This window comes from Marinobacter sp. C1S70 (assembly GCF_000475355.1).
Taxonomy (GTDB): domain Bacteria; phylum Pseudomonadota; class Gammaproteobacteria; order Pseudomonadales; family Oleiphilaceae; genus Marinobacter; species Marinobacter nauticus.
On sequence record NZ_AXBW01000053.1, the window covers coordinates 1 to 18260 of the forward strand.

Here is an 18260-nt window from a genome sequence, read left to right on the forward strand (position 1 = left end):
GCGAAGTCACTGATTCAGGTGAGAATAAACTGGCGCTGCCCTCACTGCCGGTGGTGGTAATACTGTCGATAGCCAGTTCAAAATCCACCGCCTGCAGGTAATCGGTCAGGCTGGTAGGGTCGCCGTAATCGCTGGCCCCCAGGTGAATCACCAAGTCGCCGCTGTCGAACTGTTTGCCGAAACTGCCACCGACGGAATATTTCGCCAGCGCGTCCGCGACATCGGGATTACTGGTATCGAGCAGGCCAGCGTTGGCGCGGCGTGCTATCTCGGAGAAACCGTGCTCCAGAACCTCGCCACTGCCCGCGATATCAATCGTCAGCTTCATGTTGTCCAGCACGGTATCGTTCTGGCCGGACAATCTCAGGCCGTTGACCCCCAGGGAGCCTTCATCGGTCCAGATCAGGTGATCAATATTGAGCTTGGTTTCCAGTTCAATGGTTACACCGGCCTGGCCAGTCACACCCGCCAGGGTTGTGTCATCCAGCGGCTGGAACTCGGCCATGGCAGGCACGGCTAATGAGGCGCCGGCCATCAGGCTCAGGCAGGCGAGGGATTTTCTGGCCTCAGGAATGAGAAAAGACATGTTAGCCCCGGTTCGTTCGACGATTTGTTGTTATTGATTGATTCAGAACACCTGACGTGTGCTGATCAGCCGCAGGGACAACACAACCAGAGCTGCGGTCGTTAAAAGTTACACATTGTTACTTTAAGCCTGAAGGCGGGGGTGATCTGTGAGGCTGGTCACAACCTGAACAGTCGTGACCGGTGTTTCAATCCAGTGCCTGGCGGATGAGGTTTTTCTGATGTTCGGCGAAGCCTCGGATCAGCTCAGTGGCTTTGGGGGCATCTCTCGCCAACACCGCCTGCGGCAACTCCGAGAAAAACGTACTGGTGGTCGCGAGACCCTGGCGATAGCGGTCTGCTCCGAGATAATAGGCACGGCTTACGGCAGGCTTGAAGTTGGACAAGGCCTCGGTCAGGTAGGGGTTGGCGACAACCTCACAGCAGGCTTCCATCACGTTGAAGCTGGCTTCCACCACCCGGGTGATGTCGGGTTGGGGTTCTTGTATGCGCTCGACCACCTGAGATACCGCGGCCAGTACCCGGTCTCTATCGGATTCCTTCCAACGTTCGCACAGGCGCGAAGCCAGCATCATCAGCAAATGCATGTAGACGTCGTAAAGCTCTGCCGCGTACTCGGCATTCAGCTGGGTTGCGGAAGCCCCTTTCCGCGGCGTGATTTCCACCAGGTGCCAACGCTCCAGGGTGTAAAGCGCCTCTTTCACCGATGCCCGGCTCACTTTGAGTTCCGAGGCCAGGGTGGCCTCCTGAATGCGTTCTCCGGGGGGAACCTGGCCGGTCATGATTCGCTCTGCCAGATAGTTGGCGATCTGCTCCGCCAAAGTGTTAGGCACCTGAAAATCCATAAGAGCTCTCTGAACAGGTTTAACAAGCCGGTTGGCTAAGGAGGGCAAAGCACCGGCAGTCGAGGAAATGCGCATGAGTCTATCACAGCCTGTAACGGGTCAGGGATGGTCCGGCGGAAGATATCCAGTTCGTGAACCTTGTCATCTCCAGAATAACATTTTGTTTGACGACTGCAATATTGTTAGACAATAATGCATGGAGGCTGGGGTCTCATCAAACGCCCGGTTCCGATTCCTACAACAAGGAGCAACCATGAGCTCAGAGTCCATCACTTTCAGTACAGCAGCTGGTCGTCGCCGGCTGTTGTTAACCCTTAAAAAATACAGCTACCTCATTGCGATGATTCCGTTGGTGTTGCCTCCGTTATTACTGGCTGTGGGGGAAAGCACCGGTCTGGTCAACGCCTTCTCCTGGGGCGTCCCCGTGGTTGTGTTTGGCATTATCCCTCTGCTTGATCTGATGCTCGGAAAAGACGCTCTGAATCCTGATGAACAATCCGATGTGCCGCGGCTTAATCAGGAAAAGTATTACCGGGCCGTGACCCTGATCTGGGTCGTCGCCTATGCAGCGTTATTGGGATGGGGTGTCTGGGTACTGGCCTCCGGCGTTTTCAGCCTGGTGGGCGCCCTTGGCTGGGTTGTATCCATCGGTATCGTCGGCGGTCTCGGGATCAATGTGGCCCATGAACTGATTCATAAAGACGACAAGCTCGAAACCTGGGCCGGCGGATTTTTGCTTTCCATGGTTTGTTATGCCGGGTTCAAGGTTGAGCACATTCGTGGCCATCACGTGCATGTTTCTACACCAGAGGATGCCTCATCTTCCCGCTACAATCAGTCTCTCTACAGCTTTTTACCACACGCATACGTGCACAACTTTCTGAATGCCTGGAAGCTTGAAGCAGAGCGCCTCAAACGCAAAGGTCATGCTCCAGTCAGCTGGCGCAATGAGTTAATTTGGTGGTACGGAATCAGCGCGCTGCTGCTGGTTGTGTTCAGTGTCGCGTTCGGCTGGCTGGGGGCGCTGTTTTTCCTGGGCCAGAGCTTTATTGCGTTCACGCTTCTTGAGATCGTCAATTATCTGGAGCACTACGGCCTGCATCGTCGCAAGCTTGAAAACGGTCGCTATGAACGAACAACACCTGAGCATAGCTGGAACAGCAATTACTTTCTGACCAATGTGTTCCTGTTTCAGTTACAGCGTCACAGCGACCATCACGCCTACGCCAAGCGTCGTTACCAGGTCCTGCGCCATCATGAAATTGCACCCCAGCTTCCTGCCGGTTACGCCACCATGGTGGTACTGGCCTGCTTCCCGCCACTCTGGCGCAAGGTTATGAATCCGAGAGTGGAAGCCTACTACCGAGGGGAGGAGCATCAGCTGCAATCCTGAGTCTTTCAGGCTTTCCCAGCTGGCGTCTCCGGGCGCCAGACCGACTTCAGAGTGTCTCTGAAGAACGCCGGCTTAGGTCGGCATTAGCGCCCTGCGGGTACCTGTCTCTGGCCCGTGGGGTCTTTTTTGCTCTTGAAATTACCGCGGGTCGCACAAAGGTATAGGGTTCGAATCCTTGAACTAAAAAGGGAAACCAACATGCCCAAGCATTTTGAGCAGGCCCCGGGCCTGTACGATGACCCCGTTCCCGAAACCGAAGGCTATGTCTTTAACCAGACCATGATGCGCATCAAGGAGCCTGAGCGTTCCATGGACTTCTACACCCGGGTACTGGGCATGCGCCTGGTTCGCAAGCTGGATTTCCCGGAAATGAAGTTCACGCTCTACTTCCTGGGCTACCTGGACGACAAGCAGGCCCAGTTTGTGCCAAACGATGATGGCCACCGGACTACCTACACCTTTGGCCGGGAAGCGATGCTGGAGCTTACCCATAACTGGGGCACCGAAGACGATGCCGACTTTGCCTACCACAACGGCAATGATGAGCCCCAGGGCTTCGGCCATATCGGCATTGCCGTGCCCGATGTCTACGCTGCCTGTGAGCGCTTTGAAAAGCTGGGCGTGGAATTCGTGAAAAAACCGGACGACGGCAAAATGAAAGGCCTGGCGTTCATCAAAGACCCGGATGGCTACTGGATTGAAATCCTGCAGCCAGACATGCTGGAGAAACAGCGCAAGGACAGCTGATCACTACGCTGTTCCTGACCCCGGCGTTCAGCTTTCCTGGCTGGCGCCGGGCGCCTTGCCATAGCGCGAGGCGACAATCACCGCCACCGTCAGAATGAACGCGCCCGCAACGCCAATCTGCCCCAGTTTCTCTCCCAGAATCAGCCAGGCCAGCAAGGCAATAAACAAAGGTTCGAGCACGACGACAATGCTGGATACCGTCGCCGGCGTGGTTTTCATCCCGGTAAAAAACAGCAAATAGCCAATGCAGGTGGGCACCACGCCGATGTACAGCACCATCAGCCAGTGCTTTAGCTCCATCGTCTCCAGCCCCGCAAAGCCGCCACTCAGGGCCACCACCGGCAACAGCAGCAGTGCGGCGGTACCAAAGCAGATAAAGGCGGTGGTAAACACCGGTGTGCCCGTTGAGTTGTAGCGGCTGGTCAGGGTGAAGCCGGTGTATACCGCCGCCGCCAGCAGCGCCATCAGAATGCCTGCCAGCCGCAGGGTGCCGGCGGTGTCCATGTCACTGACCACCAGCATGCCCGTGCCCAGAATCGCGGCAATCGCGGCCAGGATAGTGAGCAGCCCTGGTTTCTCGCCCAGCAATGGGGCAGCCAGAATAGCCACCAGTACCGGTGGCAGGCACAGGGATATCAGGGTGGCAATGCCAGCTCCGGTCAGATCCACCGCCAGCAGATAGCTGCCCTGATAGAACGCCTGGAACAGCCCCAGGGCGGTGAGGGTGAGCATGGCCTTGCCGCTGAGCGAACGCAAAGAGCTGCCGGGTACCGTCTGGCCGGGATTGCGGGCCACCAGCTGCCGCTGCTCGCGCCGCATCAATAGCCAGAAGAATGGCAGCGCAACCACCAGGCGTAAAAAACCGAGGGTGATGGCCTCCAGCTCCGTACCGTTGAACAGAAACTTGGCGACAATACCTGTAGTGGCCCAGAGCAAAGAGGCCAGGGCAATAAGAAGTGCTCCGTGGATCATGACAAACTGCCGGTTGGAGAAACAAACAGGCAAGGGTATCAGCGGTAAGTGCTTGGCGCTATAAGGGAAAGGAGAGGGGCAGCGAGGCTGCCCCGGGGCTTATTTCACGGCGAGGCGGTCGGCGTTCTTTTCAACCGTACGCGCACCAATACCCTTCACATCAGCCAGTGCTTCAATGCTGGCAAAGGGGCCGTTGGCTTCGCGGTAGTCGACAATGGCCTGGGCTTTGCTCTCACCGACACCGCTCAGAGACGCCAGAGTGGCTACATCTGCGGTGTTGATGTTCACGGCGGGCTGCTCGCTGGCGAAGGCTGCAGAGCCAGTGATCAGGCTGAAAAACAGAACAAGGGTGGCCAGAAATGAGGTTGGTTTCATCGGTGATCTCCTGATTGTAATAACGTTGTTATGAACAGTCAGGCACGACAACCCATTGAGAGTATTGGTGATTCGAAACGGTGCAGAACAAAAAGGGGGAGGTGGGTGCGAGGGCGGTTTAGTGCACGGAAAGGGACTACTGTCCGTGTAGTCCCCAAATTCCGTGGCTGACCCCTGCCTGATCCATCAGGCTGCGCATCATCCTGAGCACTTCATCCTTGCAGTCATCCCTGTAGCCCTGATCCATCGGGCAACTCCGAATCCGTGGAGTTCTCATCCGTGAGCCAACGTCCGTGCTGGCTTGTCATCCCTGACAATGCTCATTCTACGGAAGATGAAATTTCGGAAAATCGGACATCCGCCAGACGGTTTGTGCGAGATATCCCACAGAGCTGTGAGCTTTACGGTGAACCTGAATTCATTGTTTTCAGGGTGTTTTTGCGGGCAATTTATTGCCTGAAAATCAGCGCGCTACCAGATGGTGCAGTGGGGTTTGCCTGCTCTGCACCAATTGAGGGCGGCGGGTTGGCCGAGGCACCGGATTGAGGCCTGAAACGGCGCACCAATTCATTGCAGAGCCGGTCCGGGCATGTTTTTTGTTGTTTAACATCATGTTTTGTAAGTGCTTTTTTGGTTGTTGGAACGGCGAATGCAATTGGCTGTTTGCGTTTGACGACCCAAAACCAACGAAAAGGACGCACAACATGAGCATCAAAAAACACGTGAAACTGGGCCTCTCTGCATTGGCGCTGTCTGTCTCCCTGAATTCTGTTGCCGCCGAAGATCCCATCAAGGTGGGTATTCTCCATTCCCTGTCCGGCACCATGGCCATCAGTGAAACCGCACTGAAAGACACCATGCTGATGCTGATCGAAAAGCAGAACGAAGCCGGTGGCGTACTTGGCCGCCAGCTGGAGCCGGTGGTGGTTGATCCGGCTTCCAACTGGCCGCTGTTCGCGGAGAAAGCCCGTGAGCTGCTGGAGAAAGAAAAGGTCGACGTTATCTTCGGTAACTGGACCTCGGTGTCCCGTAAATCCGTTCTGCCGGTGGTAGAGGAACTGAACGGCCTGCTGTTCTACCCGGTTCAGTACGAAGGCGAGGAATCGTCTGAAAACGTGTTCTACACCGGTGCGGCGCCCAACCAGCAGGCGATTCCCGCGGTGGATTACCTGATGAACGACCTGGGTGTTGAGCGCTGGGTTCTGGCGGGCACGGATTACGTTTATCCGCGCACCACCAACAAGATTCTGGAAACCTATCTGAAAGATAAAGGCGTGGCCGCCGGCGACATCATGATCAACTACACGCCTTTCGGCCACTCTGACTGGCAGACCATCGTGTCTGACATCAAGAAGTTCGGCAGCGCCGGCAAGAAGACCGCCGTGGTCTCCACCATCAACGGCGATGCCAACGTGCCCTTCTACCGTGAACTGGGCAACCAGGGCATTTCCGCCACCGACATTCCCGTGGTTGCGTTCTCCGTGGGTGAACAGGAACTCTCCGGCATCGACACCGCTCCGCTGGTTGGCCACCTGGCTGCCTGGAACTACTTCATGAGCGTGGATAACGACGCCAACTACGACTTCATCGACGCCTGGGTTGCCTACAAGGGCGACGATGCCGCCGTGACCAACGACCCGATGGAAGCCCACTACATCGGTTTCAACATGTACGTTGAAGCGGTGAAGAAAGCCGGCACCACCGACGTGGATGAAGTGAAAGACGCCATCATCGGTGTGAGCGTACCGAACCTTACCGGCGGATACGCCACCATGATGCCGAACCATCACATCACCAAGCCGGTGCTGATTGGCGAGATCCAGGACAACGGCCAGTTCTCCGTGGTCTGGGAAACCCCGTCTACCGTGGCTGGCGATGCCTGGTCTGACTTCCTGCCAGGTTCCAAGGACCTGATCAGTGACTGGCGAGCGCCTCTGCGCTGCGGCAACTTCAACGTGGTCACCGGCAAGTGCGGTGGTGGCTCGGCTGACGTGGCCTCCAACTAAGCTCCAACCGGGCACAGCCGGGCAGGCCTGAGCCTGCCCGGCACCGCTCCCGAATTCCCAAGCCAACAGGAATGAATCATGAGCATTCACCGATTGCTCGCCAGGATGGTATTGGCTGTCTGTCTGGCCCTAGGGGCCACACTGGCGAATGCCCAGGCGCAGACGAATGCGCCCGAAGCGCTGCTGAAACGGCTCGTAGAAGCCGGGCAAGCTGAAAAAACCGACTTACTCAAAGCCCTCTCCGAAACCGGCGACGAACGCGCCCGGGGCTGGCTGGAAGCCGTTCGCGACGGCAAACTCGCGATGATTGAAGACACCGGTGCCCTGGTGATTGTTGTAAACAACCGGGGCCGCAACTGGCAGATCGCCGACGCCCTGACCGGCGAAGACCTGGGTGAAATGTCGCGCCGTGATCTGCAAAGCCTGCGCGTGAACAACGCCCTGCGGGCCGACATCGAGGGCATCCTCTCGGTTATCGACCTGACCGTGGCCGACCCAGGCCAACGCCTTGATGCCGCGCGCAATCTGCTGGGCGAAGTGAATGAAGCGCTGGCCACCCAGCTGCAGGCCCGTTTGCAGGTGGAAGTCAACGGCCAGGTGCGTGACATGCTCACCAATGCCCTGGCCATTTACCAGGTGGAGCAGGGCGATGTTGAGGCGGTTGCCACTTTGTCCGGCAGCCTGAACCCGACCGTGCGTGCCGCCCTGAATAATGCCGTTAACAGCGATGACCCTGCGCTGGCGGCTGCGGCCGAGGAAGCCCTGGCCAGCATTGAACAGAAACTCAAACTCAACCGCGCTGCCGAGACCCTGTATTTTGGCCTCTCCCTCGGCTCGGTACTGGTACTGGCCGCCATTGGCCTGGCCATCACGTTTGGTGTGATGGGCGTGATCAACATGGCCCATGGCGAGCTGATCATGCTCGGGGCCTACACCGCCTGGGGCATGCAGCAGCTGTTCCCGGGCCAGCCCGGCCTGGCCCTGATCCTGTCCATCCCGGCCGGTTTCCTGGTGGCGGCGCTGGCGGGCATCGCCATTGAGCGCAGCGTTATCCAGTACCTGAAAGGCCGCCCGCTGGAAACCCTGCTGGCCACCTTCGGCATTAGCCTGATTCTTCAGCAACTGGTGCGTACGGTGATTTCCCCCCTCAACCGCACCGTGGTCACGCCCGAGTGGATGAGCGGCTCAATCATGGTGAACGAGGCGTTGTCGCTCACCCTGAATCGGCTGTACGTGATCGGCTTTGCGCTGGTGGTATTCGCCGGCCTGATGCTGATCATGCGCAAGACCCGCCTGGGGCTGGAAGTCCGTGCTGTTACCCAGAACCGCGCCATGGCCCGCTCCATGGGCATCAAAGCCACCAAAGTGGACATCATGACCTTCGCCCTGGGCTCCGGCGTGGCCGGGCTGGCGGGCGTGGCCCTGTCGCAGATCACCAACGTCGGCCCCAACCTGGGCCAGAACTACATCATCGATTCGTTCATGGTGGTGGTGTTCGGGGGCGTGGGCAATCTCTGGGGCACCCTCATTGCCGGGCTTTCCCTGGGCACCATCAACCAGCTGCTGGAACCCTGGGCGGGTGCGGTCCTCGCCAAAATCATGGTGCTGGTGCTGATCATCCTGTTTATTCAAAAGCGGCCACGCGGGCTATTCCCGCAGAAAGGCCGTGCGGCGGAGGGCTGAGTTATGGCGACATCACAAACCTGGCTGCTCCGGCCCTTTCAGGAGCGTTCCACCCAGCTTTTCCTCGGTGTGCTGTTCGCCGCCCTGGTGCTGGTTACCTTCCTGCACCTGTTTATGCCGGAAGACAGTGCCCTGCACGTGAGCGCCTACACCGTTACCCTGCTGGGCAAATACCTCTGTTACGCCCTGCTGGCGGTGGCAGTGGACCTGGTGTGGGGTTACCTGGGCATTCTCAGCCTGGGCCACGGCGCCTTCTTTGCCCTCGGCGGCTACGCCATGGGCATGTACCTGATGCGCCAGATTGGTGATCGCGGCGTGTATGGCGATCCTGTATTGCCAGACTTCATGGTGTTCCTGAACTGGCAGGAGCTGCCCTGGTACTGGCAGGGCTTCGACATGGCCTGGTTTGCCTTCATCATGGTGCTGCTGGCCCCGGGCCTGCTGGCGCTGGTGTTCGGCTTCCTGGCTTTCCGCTCCCGGGTAACCGGCGTGTACCTGTCCATCATCACCCAGGCGCTGACCTTTGCGTTGATGCTGGCGTTCTTCCGCAACGAGATGGGCTTCGGTGGCAACAACGGCCTGACCGATTTCAAAGACATCCTCGGCTTCAACCTGCGCAGCGACGCCACCCGACTTGGCCTTTTCCTGGCGACCGGCATCGCGCTGGCAGTGGGCTATGTCGTGTGCCGTGCCATTGTGACCAGCAAGCTGGGCCGGGTCAGCGTGGCCTGCCGCGATGCCGAAGCTCGTACCCGGTTCCTGGGTTACCGGGTGGAGCGGGTGCAGCTGTTTGTGTTCGTGGTCTCCGCCATGCTGGCGGGTGTGGCCGGCGCGTTGTATGTGCCACAGGTGGGCATCATCAACCCCAGCGAATTCTCGCCGCTGTTCTCCATCGAAATCGTGGTGTGGGTCGCCCTCGGTGGCCGCGCCACCCTGTACGGCGCGGTAATCGGCGCCTTGCTGGTGAACTACGCCAAGACCGTGTTCACCGGCATCATGCCGGACGCCTGGCTGTTTGCCCTGGGTGCGCTGTTCGTGCTGGTGACTGTGTTCCTGCCGAAGGGCATTGCCGGCCTGCTACAGAAACGCCGCCAGAAGGACGATGACCAACCCGGCGCTCAGGAGGCCACCGCATGAGCATCTTTGAACAACTTGCCAACCGGGACCAGGTGTTTGAGTTTCTCACCCCCGTGGCCTCGCCGGTTGACGTGCGCCACGGCCCGATCCTGTATATGGAAGACGTGAGCGTGAGCTTCGATGGCTTCAAGGCCATCAACAACCTCAACCTCACCATCGACGACGGCGAACTGCGCTGCATCATCGGCCCCAACGGGGCGGGTAAAACCACCATGATGGACATCATCACCGGTAAAACCCGGCCCGATACCGGCTCGGTGTGGTTCGGCAGCCGCCACAACCTGCTGCGCATGAACGAGCCGGACATTGCCACCCTGGGCATTGGCCGCAAGTTCCAGAAGCCCACCGTGTTCGAGGCCCTGACCGTATTCGAAAACCTCGAACTGGCCATGGCCGCCGACAAACGCATCCTGCCCACCCTGACCGCCATCATGACCGCGGAATACCGGGACCGGATTGACGAAATCCTGGAAATGATCGGTTTGCAGGCGCTGCGCGACAAGCCCGCCGGCATCCTCTCCCACGGCCAGAAACAGTGGCTGGAGATCGGCATGCTGCTGATGCAGAAACCCCGGCTGCTGCTGGTGGACGAGCCCGTGGCCGGCATGACCGAACAGGAAATGGAACGCACCGCTGAACTGCTCACCAGTCTCGCGGGCAAACAGTCCGTGGTGGTGGTGGAACACGACATGGGCTTTGTGCGCTCCATCGCCCGCAAAGTCACCGTACTGCACCAGGGCAGCGTGCTGGCCGAAGGCACCATGGACCAGGTCTCCAACGACCCGGACGTGATCAAGGTGTATCTGGGGGAGGAGGCCTGATGCTCAAGATTGAAAAGCTCAACCAGTTCTACGGCGAAAGCCACACCCTCTGGGACCTGGAGCTGGACGTGCCCCAGGGCCAGTGTACCTGCGTGATGGGCCGCAACGGCGTGGGCAAGACCACGCTGATGAAATGCATCATGGGCGAGGAAACCGTGAAAAGCGGTTCCATCGAGTTTGCCCGGGATGTGGAACTCACCAAAAAGAAAATCGAAGACCGCTCCCGCCTGGGCATCGGCTACGTGCCCCAGGGCCGGCAGATCTTCCCGCTGCTGACCGTGGAGGAAAACCTGCGCACCGGTCTGGCGGTGCGGGCCGATGGCAGCAAGCAGATCCCCGAGCGCATTTATGAGCTGTTCCCGGTGCTGAAAGAAATGAAACACCGCCGGGGCGGCGACCTCTCCGGTGGCCAGCAGCAACAGCTGGCCATTGGCCGGGCGCTGGTGATTGAGCCGCGCCTGCTGATCCTCGATGAGCCGGGCGAGGGCATCCAGCCCAACATCGTGGCCCAGATTGGAGAGGTGATTCGCCGGTTGATTGAAGAAGACGGCCTGACCGTGCTGCTGGTGGAACAGAAACTGCCGTTCGCCCGCAAATACGCCGACCGTTTCGCCATCCTCGACCGGGGCCGGCGCGTGGCCGAAGGCGACATTGCCGGGCTGACCGATGAACTCATCAAACAGCACCTGACCGTATGACCGCCTATCAAGCCATCGACCGCCACGCCTCCGGCCACCGTTTCGACACCGAACGGCGCTGGGCGGCGGCCCTGGAACTGGGGTTTGAAGCCCGCGCCGAGAGCGAACCTGCGCCGGTAACCCGGCTGGTGCGCCGGCGCCACCATGGCCCCCTGCGGGTGCAGCGCCCCTTCTACCCGGAGGGCAAAACCGGCTGCTGCCATGTGTACTTGCTGCATCCCCCGGGTGGCCTGGTGAGCGGCGACGAACTGCGCATCGAAGCCTCTGTGGCCGAAGGTGGTCACGCGCTTTTGACCACCCCGGCCGCGGCGAAACTTTACAAGGCCGACAGCCATGGCGTGGCCTGGGGCCAGCACACCCGGTTGCAGGTAGCCAAAGACGCGATTCTGGAATACCTGCCCCAGGAAACCATCGCCTTCGACGGCTCCCGTGGTTTGCAAACCACCACCATTGAACTGGCAGCCGGCGCCCGAACCCTGGGCTGGGAAGTGCTTGCACTGGGCCGCCCGGCCAGCGACCTGCCGTTTGCCACCGGTGAACTGGAACAGCGTTTCCATTTAAGCCTGGACGGCCAGCCACTGTGGCTGGAGCGCCAGCTGCTGGACCCGAAACACCGCCGGTTCAACGGCCCCTGGGGCCAGGGCGGCGCCACCGTACAAGCCACCCTCTGGGCCGTCGGCCTGGACGACGAAGCCGCCGCCATCGAAGTGCTGAGAGCACAGTTACCAGACCACAATCGCTGGGCCGTGACCCGGCGCCGGGGCGTGCTGCTCCTGCGCTACCTGGGTACCGAACGCAACGAAGCCTGGGCCCTGTGCGAACAGGCCTGGCACCTGCTGCGCCCCATGCTCGCCAGCGTACCGGCCCACACACCCAGAATCTGGCTTACCTGACGCATAAGAGACAACGGAGTCATCCATGGAACTCACCCCCAGAGACAAAGACAAGCTGCTGCTGTTCACCGCCGCCCTGCTGGCCGAACGCCGCAAAGCCAAAGGCCTGAAACTGAACTACCCCGAAGCGGTGGCCCTGATCAGCGCCGAAATCATGGAAGGTGCCCGCGAAGGCCGCACCGTGGCCGAACTGATGAGCGCCGGCACCGAAATACTCACCCGCGAAGACGTGATGGACGGCGTCGCCGACATGGTGCACGAAGTCCAGGTGGAAGCCACCTTCCCGGACGGAACGAAACTCGTGACGGTCCACAACCCCATCGTCTAAGGAGCAGACACATGATCCCCGGTGAATACCAACTCAAAGACGGCGACATCGAACTCTGCGCCGGCCGCGAACGCATCCAGCTGGACGTCGGCAACACCGGCGACCGCCCGGTGCAAATCGGCTCCCACTACCACTTCGCCGAAGCCAACCCCGCCCTGGACTTCGACCGCGCCAAGGCCCGCGGCTACCGCCTGGACGTGGCCGCCGGCACCGCCATTCGTTTCGAGCCCGGCCAGACCCGATCCGTGACGCTGATTCCGTTTGCCGGAACGCGCGAAATCTATGGCTTCCGGGCGGAAGTGATGGGGCCGTTGGAGGACACGAAATGAAAATCAGCAGACAAGCCTACGCCGACATGTACGGCCCGACCGTTGGGGATCGCGTCCGCCTGGGCGACACCGAGCTGTGGATAGAAGTAGAAGAAGACCATACCCACTACGGCGACGAAGTAAAATTCGGCGGAGGCAAAGTCATCCGAGACGGCATGGGCCAGAGCCAGCGCTGCGACGACGCCGTGATGGACACCGTGATCACCAACGCCCTTATCCTCGACTGGTGGGGCATCGTCAAAGCCGATGTAGGCATCCAGAAAGGCCGCATCGCCGCCATCGGCAAGGCCGGTAACCCGGACACCCAGCCAGACGTGACCATCGTCATCGGCCCCGGCACTGAAATCATTGCCGGCGAAGGCAAGATTCTCACCGCTGGCGGCATCGACCCCCACATCCACTTCATCTGTCCCCAGCAGGTGGAAGAAGCCCTGATGAGCGGCGTGACCACCATGCTCGGCGGCGGCACCGGCCCGGCCACCGGCACCAACGCCACCACCTGCACGCCCGGCCCCTGGCACATCGGCAAGATGCTGCAGGCCGTGGACAGCCTGCCCATGAACATCGGCTTCCTGGGCAAGGGCAACGCCAGCCTGCCGGAGGCGCTGGAGCTGCAGGTAAAAGCCGGCGTGATCGGCCTCAAACTGCACGAAGACTGGGGCACCACCCCGGCCAGCATCGACAACTGCCTGACCGTCGCCGACCAGTACGACATTCAGGTGGCCATCCACACCGACACCCTGAACGAATCCGGCTTTGTGGAAGACACGCTGGCCGCCTTCAAAGGCCGCTGCATTCACACCTTCCACACCGAAGGCGCCGGCGGTGGCCACGCTCCGGACATCATCACCGCCTGCTCCAAAGACTATGTACTGCCGTCGTCCACCAACCCGACCCGGCCCTACACCGTGAACACCATCGACGAACACCTGGACATGCTGATGGTGTGCCACCACCTGGACCCGAACATCCCGGAAGACGTCGCCTTCGCCGATTCCCGCATCCGCCGGGAAACCATCGCGGCGGAAGACATCCTGCACGACATGGGCGTGATCTCCATGATCTCCTCCGACTCCCAGGCCATGGGCCGGGTGGGCGAGGTAATCTGCCGAACCTGGCAAACCGCCCACAAGATGAAAGTGCAGCGAGGCCTGCTGCCGGAAGACCAGGAGCGCGGCGCCGATAACTTCCGCGCCAAACGCTACATCGCCAAGTACACCATCAACTCCGCCATCACCCACGGCATCGCCCATGATGTGGGCTCTGTTGAAGTGGGCAAACTGGCGGACCTCGTGCTGTGGAGCCCGGCCTTCTTCGGCGTAAAGCCGGCCTGCATCCTCAAGGGCGGGATGATTGCCGCCGCCCCCATGGGCGACCCGAATGCCTCTATCCCCACACCGCAGCCAGTGCATTACCGCCCCATGTTCGGCGCCTTCGGCAAGGCCGCCAGTGCCACCCGCCTGACCTTCGTCAGCCAGGCCGCGCTGGACGCCAACATTGGTGAGGAACTGGGCCTGGACAGCCCGCTCTCTGCCTGCAAAGGCGTGCGGGACGTGCGTAAACAGCACATGAAACTGAACGACGCCTGCCCGCACCTGACCGTAGACCCACAAACCTACGAAGTGCACGCCGACGGCGAACTGCTCACCTGCGAGCCGGCGACCGAGCTGCCCCTGGCCCAGCGTTATCACCTTTTTTAATCGAGACAGCTTAAAGCTGTTCCGAGCCGGACACTGGAGACAACCATGTTGGAACTGACTAAACGCATCACCCACGTAGACGCCAGCGAAATCCACGACAACCTGGTGCTGCCCTACGAACTGCGCATTCGCGGCCGCCTGCGGGCCACCACCGAAACCAACCTGGACGTGGGCCTGTTTCTGGACCGCGGCCCGGTGCTGAGAGACGGCGACCTGCTGGAAGCGAAATCCGGCGAGATCATCCGCATTCGCGCCGCGGAAGAGCCGGTGGTCACCGCCCGCGTAGAAACCGGCCTGCCGCTGGCGCGCTTGTGTTACCACCTGGGCAACCGGCACGTTTCCCTCCAAATTGGCTCCGGCGGTGCGATCGGTGAAGACGAGCGCATGGGGTGGGTGCGCTTCCCGCCCGACCACGTACTGGAAGAACTGGCCGAACGCCTGGGCGCCACCGTGGTGCACCACACCGCCACCTTCGACCCGGAACCAGGCGCCTATAACCAGGCCGGGCAGGGCCATTCGCACGGTCATAGCCATGGCCATTCCCACGCGCATTCGCACGGTGAAAGCCATGACCACACTCACGCTGCTGGACATACCCATGCTCACGACCACAAACACACCCACTGAGCCGGCAGCCATGGCCGGTGAGGGCGAACCCGGCGGCGACCTGGCCTTGCTGGGGCTGATGCAGCTGGTCAGCCCGGCTTTGCCCATCGGCGCCTTTGCCTGGTCTCAGGGCCTGGAAAGCGCCTTTGAACTGGGCTGGGTGAACAACGAAGCGGAACTGGCCCAGTGGATTGAAGGCGTGCTGGAAGACGGCCTCAGCCGGTGCGAGTTGCCATTACTGGCCCGGCTGCAAACCGCCTGGGCGAACGACGACGGCGCCACCATCGCGCACTGGAACCAGTGGCTGCACGCCACCCGGGAAACCGCCGAACTGAGCGACGAAGACACCCGCCTGGGCGGTGCCCTGAAAACCCTGCTGGGCAACCTCAACCTGTTACCGGACCAAACCCTGATTCCGGCCGAGTCCGGCTACATCACCCTGTTTGCCTGGGCCGCCCAGGTGCGCCGGGTTCCGGTGCGGCAAACCCTGCTGGGCTTTGCCTGGGCCTGGCTGGAAAACCAGCTGGCGGTGGCCTGCAAAGCCTTGCCACTGGGCCACACCGCCGCCCAACGGATTATCGAACAACTGCGCCCGGCCCTGGTGATTGCCACCGACCAGGCGCTGGCACGGCAAGACCACGAGCTCGGGCCCATCCTGCCGGGCCTCGCGCTCGGCAGTGCCTTGCATGAAACCCAGTATTCACGGCTTTTCAGAAGCTGAATAGAAACATCAAGGAGATACAGCCATGACACATTGTCTGAGAGTAGGCGTCGGCGGCCCGGTCGGGTCTGGTAAAACCGCATTGCTGCGCCAGCTATGCACCGCCCTGCGGGACCACTACGACATCGCCGTGGTCACCAACGACATCTACACCCGGGAAGACGCCGACTTCCTGCTGCGCCACGAAGCTCTGGCCGCCGACCGCATCCTGGGCGTGGAAACCGGCGGCTGCCCCCACACGGCCATCCGCGAGGATGCCTCCATGAACCTGGCCGCCATCGACGACCTGCAAAGCCGTCACCCCGGCCTGGAGCTGGTGTTGGTGGAATCCGGCGGCGACAACCTCTCCGCTACCTTCAGCCCGGAACTGAGCGACCTTACCCTGTACGTGATCGACGTGTCCGCCGGCGACAAGATCCCCCGCAAAGGCGGCCCCGGCATCACCAAGTCTGATCTGCTGATCATCAACAAGATCGACATTGCTGAACAGGTACACGCCTCCCTGGACGTCATGGAACGGGACAGCAAAAAAATGCGCGGCGAACGCCCCTTCGTGTTCACCAACCTGTACGACGGGGTAGGGCTGGACACCATCATCAGCTTCATTCTGGAGCGCGGCATGCTGCCGGAAAGGCGTCCTGAAAAACTGGCCGAAATGGCCTGAGTAAACGAACCGATACGATTACAGAACCACCAGGAGCAACACCATGAAACTGACTTCAAAACTTCTCGCCACCGCTGCGCTGCTGACCGCCTCCGCCACCGCCATGGCCCACCCCGGCCACACCGAAGGCGGCTTCACCAGCGGCCTGCTGCACCCCATGCTGGGCCTGGACCACCTGCTGGCCATGGCCGCCATCGGCTTCTGGAGCGTGCACCAGAGCAAGCTCATGAAAAACGCCACCCCCGCCTTCGTCATCGGCGGCATGGTGCTCGGCGCCGCCCTGGCCTGGGGCGGCCTGAGCCTGCCGGGCGTGGAAACCGGCATCACTTTCTCGGTACTGGTCGCCGGTATCCTCATCGCCACCCTGGCCAAACTGCCAACCGCCGTGGGTGGCACTCTGGTTGGGGCGTTTATGCTGTTTCACGGCTTTGCCCATGGTGCGGAAATGCCCGAAGGCGCTACGCTGGCGGCTTACCTGGCAGGTTTTTCCATCGCCACCCTGGCCATCACGCTGGTTGGCCGTGGGCTGGGTAGTTTGATGCTGAAGGCGGATAGTCGGTTTAGTCGGGGGATTGGGGGAGTGCTGGCTGGGGCGGGAGCTTACCTGGCTGCTGTCTGATTCCGTAGTCTCTTGAGAAACGAAAAAGCCGCCCGGGAAACCGCGCGGCTTTTTCAGTATATGGTTTACAAAATTTGACCTTGACGGTATGGGAAGTTTACTGAAGAGTAGGTTAGTGTGTAGTTATAAGAAACGGATTGGCAGCTGTTAAGGAAAACCGATGGACTTCGGCCAGCTATTCAACACCCTCCTGAACTCTCTACCGAATCAAGTCTGGTATTTCGTACCGCTGTTCATCCTGTTGCCCATTCTTAGAACACCCTGGTTCAAAGGCAAAGCCGGCGAAGCTATGGTCAACATAGCCGCAAAGTTGTTTCTCGATAAAACCCGCTACCACCTCATAAAAAACGTCACCTTGCCCACCGAAGACGGTACCACCCAGATCGATCACATCATTGTCTCCCGCTATGGCGTGTTTGTGGTGGAAACCAAGAACATGAAGGGCTGGATCTTCGGTAACGCAAAACAGCGCTATTGGACGCAGAAGATCTTCAAGCACTCGCAGAAATTCCAGAACCCGCTGCATCAGAACTACAAGCATGTGAAGACACTGCAAAGCCTGTTGGGCCTCGGCGATGAGCAGGTAGTTTCGCTAGTGGTGTTTGTGGGGGATTCAACTTTCAAAACACCAATGCCGGACAACGTCACTTACGGTGGTGGATACATTCGCTTTATCAAAGCCCAAACCGAGCAGCGGCTGTCGGATGCTGAGGCTCAGAAGGTGATTGAAGCCATTGAATCCGGGCGGCTGGCGGCTACGTTCAAAAATCACCGGAAGCACGTGGAGCATGTGAAGGAAATTGCAGCGAAGAAAAGCAGTGAGCCACGGTGCCCGAAGTGCCAGGGTGAGATGGTAAAGCGCACGGTGAGGCGCGGAGAGAATGTTGGGAAGGAGTTTTATGGCTGCAAGGCATTTCCCAAGTGCCGGGGGATGGTTGGTGCATCGTTATTGCAGTAATGACGCTGTCAAATGATTATGGCCCGCCTAGAGTGTTAGCGCAGTCTAGCGTATTGATTTAAATTGTTTAACTGTAAAAATATTAATTTTTTTGTTCTGAGTTTTTATTGACGCTCAAATGATTTCAATAACGAAGCGCGCTATCTGATCACAGTTAATACCTGAATCAGTGACTCCGCT

21 protein-coding genes are annotated in these 18260 nt (G+C 59.9%); 17 read left to right on the forward strand and 4 right to left on the reverse strand.

The window, feature by feature from the left end:
- Together Q669_RS14085 and Q669_RS14090 are read right to left on the reverse strand one after the other, a co-directional pair.
- Positions 1-586: DUF6160 family protein (locus Q669_RS14085; protein ID WP_022992770.1), on the reverse strand; the 586-nt coding region annotated here is incomplete at its 3' end.
- 187 nt (positions 587-773) lie between these two features.
- Positions 774-1430 carry a GntR family transcriptional regulator gene (locus Q669_RS14090; RefSeq protein WP_022992771.1) on the reverse strand — a complete coding sequence of 219 codons (657 nt, stop codon included), beginning with the start codon at positions 1428-1430 and terminating at the stop codon, positions 774-776.
- A gap of 253 nt (positions 1431-1683) precedes the next feature.
- Here Q669_RS14090 and Q669_RS14095 point away from each other — a divergent pair, with 253 nt between their 5' ends.
- Complete coding sequence (locus Q669_RS14095; protein ID WP_022992772.1) at positions 1684-2823, forward strand: alkane 1-monooxygenase; 1140 nt, start codon at positions 1684-1686, stop codon at positions 2821-2823.
- Between the two features lie 198 nt (positions 2824-3021).
- On the forward strand, positions 3022-3570 hold the full coding sequence (gene gloA / locus Q669_RS14100) for a lactoylglutathione lyase (protein ID WP_011786447.1): 549 nt from the start codon (positions 3022-3024) through the stop codon (positions 3568-3570).
- A 27-nt stretch (positions 3571-3597) separates the two neighbouring features.
- Here gloA and Q669_RS14105 read toward each other — a convergent pair whose 3' ends face one another.
- Together Q669_RS14105 and Q669_RS14110 are read right to left on the reverse strand one after the other, a co-directional pair.
- Positions 3598-4542: a DMT family transporter gene (locus Q669_RS14105; protein WP_022992773.1), complete on the reverse strand. Its 945-nt coding sequence runs from the start codon at positions 4540-4542 to the stop codon at positions 3598-3600.
- Positions 4543-4641: 99 nt separating this feature from the next.
- Entirely contained in the window at positions 4642-4917 is a 276-nt protein-coding gene (locus Q669_RS14110) for a ComEA family DNA-binding protein (protein ID WP_022992774.1), read from the reverse strand.
- A 279-nt stretch (positions 4918-5196) separates the two neighbouring features.
- Here Q669_RS14110 and Q669_RS19565 point away from each other — a divergent pair, with 279 nt between their 5' ends.
- The 15 genes from Q669_RS19565 to Q669_RS14180 all read left to right on the forward strand — a co-directional run bounded on the left by Q669_RS19565 (position 5197) and on the right by Q669_RS14180 (position 18080).
- Positions 5197-5463, forward strand: coding sequence for a hypothetical protein (locus tag Q669_RS19565; RefSeq protein ID WP_147232550.1), 267 nt, complete (start codon positions 5197-5199; stop codon positions 5461-5463).
- A 158-nt stretch (positions 5464-5621) separates the two neighbouring features.
- Complete coding sequence (urtA, locus tag Q669_RS14115) at positions 5622-6923, forward strand: urea ABC transporter substrate-binding protein (RefSeq protein WP_011786443.1); 1302 nt, start codon at positions 5622-5624, stop codon at positions 6921-6923.
- A 78-nt stretch (positions 6924-7001) separates the two neighbouring features.
- Entirely contained in the window at positions 7002-8606 is a 1605-nt protein-coding gene (gene urtB, locus Q669_RS14120) for an urea ABC transporter permease subunit UrtB (protein WP_022992776.1), read from the forward strand.
- Positions 8607-8609: 3 nt separating this feature from the next.
- On the forward strand, positions 8610-9743 hold the full coding sequence (gene urtC, locus Q669_RS14125; RefSeq protein ID WP_022992777.1) for an urea ABC transporter permease subunit UrtC: 1134 nt from the start codon (positions 8610-8612) through the stop codon (positions 9741-9743).
- On the forward strand, positions 9740-10564 hold the full coding sequence (gene urtD, locus Q669_RS14130; protein ID WP_014422380.1) for an urea ABC transporter ATP-binding protein UrtD: 825 nt from the start codon (positions 9740-9742) through the stop codon (positions 10562-10564). The genes urtC and urtD overlap by 4 nt, the downstream gene beginning before the upstream one ends.
- Positions 10564-11262, forward strand: a complete 699-nt coding sequence (urtE, locus tag Q669_RS14135; RefSeq protein WP_011786439.1) for an urea ABC transporter ATP-binding subunit UrtE — start codon at positions 10564-10566, stop codon at positions 11260-11262. Before urtD ends, urtE begins: the two co-directional genes overlap by 1 nt.
- Positions 11259-12155, forward strand: a complete 897-nt coding sequence (locus tag Q669_RS14140) for an urease accessory protein UreD (RefSeq protein ID WP_022992778.1) — start codon at positions 11259-11261, stop codon at positions 12153-12155. Before urtE ends, Q669_RS14140 begins: the two co-directional genes overlap by 4 nt.
- Positions 12156-12180: 25 nt before the next feature.
- A complete protein-coding gene (gene ureA / locus Q669_RS14145) occupies positions 12181-12483 on the forward strand; it encodes an urease subunit gamma (protein WP_022992779.1) in 303 nt (100 codons plus the stop codon).
- A gap of 11 nt (positions 12484-12494) precedes the next feature.
- A complete protein-coding gene (locus Q669_RS14150; protein WP_014422375.1) occupies positions 12495-12812 on the forward strand; it encodes an urease subunit beta in 318 nt (105 codons plus the stop codon).
- Entirely contained in the window at positions 12809-14512 is a 1704-nt protein-coding gene (gene ureC, locus Q669_RS14155) for an urease subunit alpha (RefSeq protein WP_014422374.1), read from the forward strand. Before Q669_RS14150 ends, ureC begins: the two co-directional genes overlap by 4 nt.
- A 45-nt stretch (positions 14513-14557) precedes the next feature.
- A complete protein-coding gene (gene ureE, locus Q669_RS14160) occupies positions 14558-15139 on the forward strand; it encodes an urease accessory protein UreE (protein WP_022992780.1) in 582 nt (193 codons plus the stop codon).
- Positions 15111-15839, forward strand: a complete 729-nt coding sequence (locus Q669_RS14165) for an urease accessory UreF family protein (protein WP_036149802.1) — start codon at positions 15111-15113, stop codon at positions 15837-15839. Before ureE ends, Q669_RS14165 begins: the two co-directional genes overlap by 29 nt.
- A gap of 25 nt (positions 15840-15864) precedes the next feature.
- Positions 15865-16503 carry an urease accessory protein UreG gene (ureG, locus tag Q669_RS14170; protein WP_011786432.1) on the forward strand — a complete coding sequence of 213 codons (639 nt, stop codon included), beginning with the start codon at positions 15865-15867 and terminating at the stop codon, positions 16501-16503.
- Positions 16504-16546: 43 nt separating this feature from the next.
- Entirely contained in the window at positions 16547-17122 is a 576-nt protein-coding gene (locus Q669_RS14175) for a HupE/UreJ family protein (RefSeq protein ID WP_022992782.1), read from the forward strand.
- A gap of 160 nt (positions 17123-17282) precedes the next feature.
- Positions 17283-18080 (forward strand): nuclease-related domain-containing protein, encoded by a 798-nt coding sequence (locus Q669_RS14180; RefSeq protein WP_022992783.1) that lies wholly within the window; start codon positions 17283-17285, stop codon positions 18078-18080.
- The last annotated feature ends 180 nt before the right edge of the window (positions 18081-18260 follow it).

Coding starts and splice junctions, on each gene's coding strand:
- Q669_RS14090 (WP_022992771.1), bottom strand. CDS start 1,430: ATGGATTTTCAGGTGCCTAACACTTTGGCGGAGCAGATCGCCAACTAT.
- ureC (WP_014422374.1), top strand. CDS start 12,809: ATGAAAATCAGCAGACAAGCCTACGCCGACATGTACGGCCCGACCGTT.
- urtA (WP_011786443.1), top strand. CDS start 5,622: ATGAGCATCAAAAAACACGTGAAACTGGGCCTCTCTGCATTGGCGCTG.
- Q669_RS14175 (WP_022992782.1), top strand. CDS start 16,547: ATGAAACTGACTTCAAAACTTCTCGCCACCGCTGCGCTGCTGACCGCC.
- Q669_RS14165 (WP_036149802.1), top strand. CDS start 15,111: ATGCTCACGACCACAAACACACCCACTGAGCCGGCAGCCATGGCCGGT.
- Q669_RS14105 (WP_022992773.1), bottom strand. CDS start 4,542: ATGATCCACGGAGCACTTCTTATTGCCCTGGCCTCTTTGCTCTGGGCC.
- gloA (WP_011786447.1), top strand. CDS start 3,022: ATGCCCAAGCATTTTGAGCAGGCCCCGGGCCTGTACGATGACCCCGTT.
- urtC (WP_022992777.1), top strand. CDS start 8,610: ATGGCGACATCACAAACCTGGCTGCTCCGGCCCTTTCAGGAGCGTTCC.
- Q669_RS14150 (WP_014422375.1), top strand. CDS start 12,495: ATGATCCCCGGTGAATACCAACTCAAAGACGGCGACATCGAACTCTGC.
- Q669_RS14110 (WP_022992774.1), bottom strand. CDS start 4,917: ATGAAACCAACCTCATTTCTGGCCACCCTTGTTCTGTTTTTCAGCCTG.
- Q669_RS14140 (WP_022992778.1), top strand. CDS start 11,259: ATGACCGCCTATCAAGCCATCGACCGCCACGCCTCCGGCCACCGTTTC.
- ureE (WP_022992780.1), top strand. CDS start 14,558: ATGTTGGAACTGACTAAACGCATCACCCACGTAGACGCCAGCGAAATC.
- urtD (WP_014422380.1), top strand. CDS start 9,740: ATGAGCATCTTTGAACAACTTGCCAACCGGGACCAGGTGTTTGAGTTT.
- Q669_RS14180 (WP_022992783.1), top strand. CDS start 17,283: ATGGACTTCGGCCAGCTATTCAACACCCTCCTGAACTCTCTACCGAAT.
- urtB (WP_022992776.1), top strand. CDS start 7,002: ATGAGCATTCACCGATTGCTCGCCAGGATGGTATTGGCTGTCTGTCTG.
- ureG (WP_011786432.1), top strand. CDS start 15,865: ATGACACATTGTCTGAGAGTAGGCGTCGGCGGCCCGGTCGGGTCTGGT.
- urtE (WP_011786439.1), top strand. CDS start 10,564: ATGCTCAAGATTGAAAAGCTCAACCAGTTCTACGGCGAAAGCCACACC.
- ureA (WP_022992779.1), top strand. CDS start 12,181: ATGGAACTCACCCCCAGAGACAAAGACAAGCTGCTGCTGTTCACCGCC.
- Q669_RS14095 (WP_022992772.1), top strand. CDS start 1,684: ATGAGCTCAGAGTCCATCACTTTCAGTACAGCAGCTGGTCGTCGCCGG.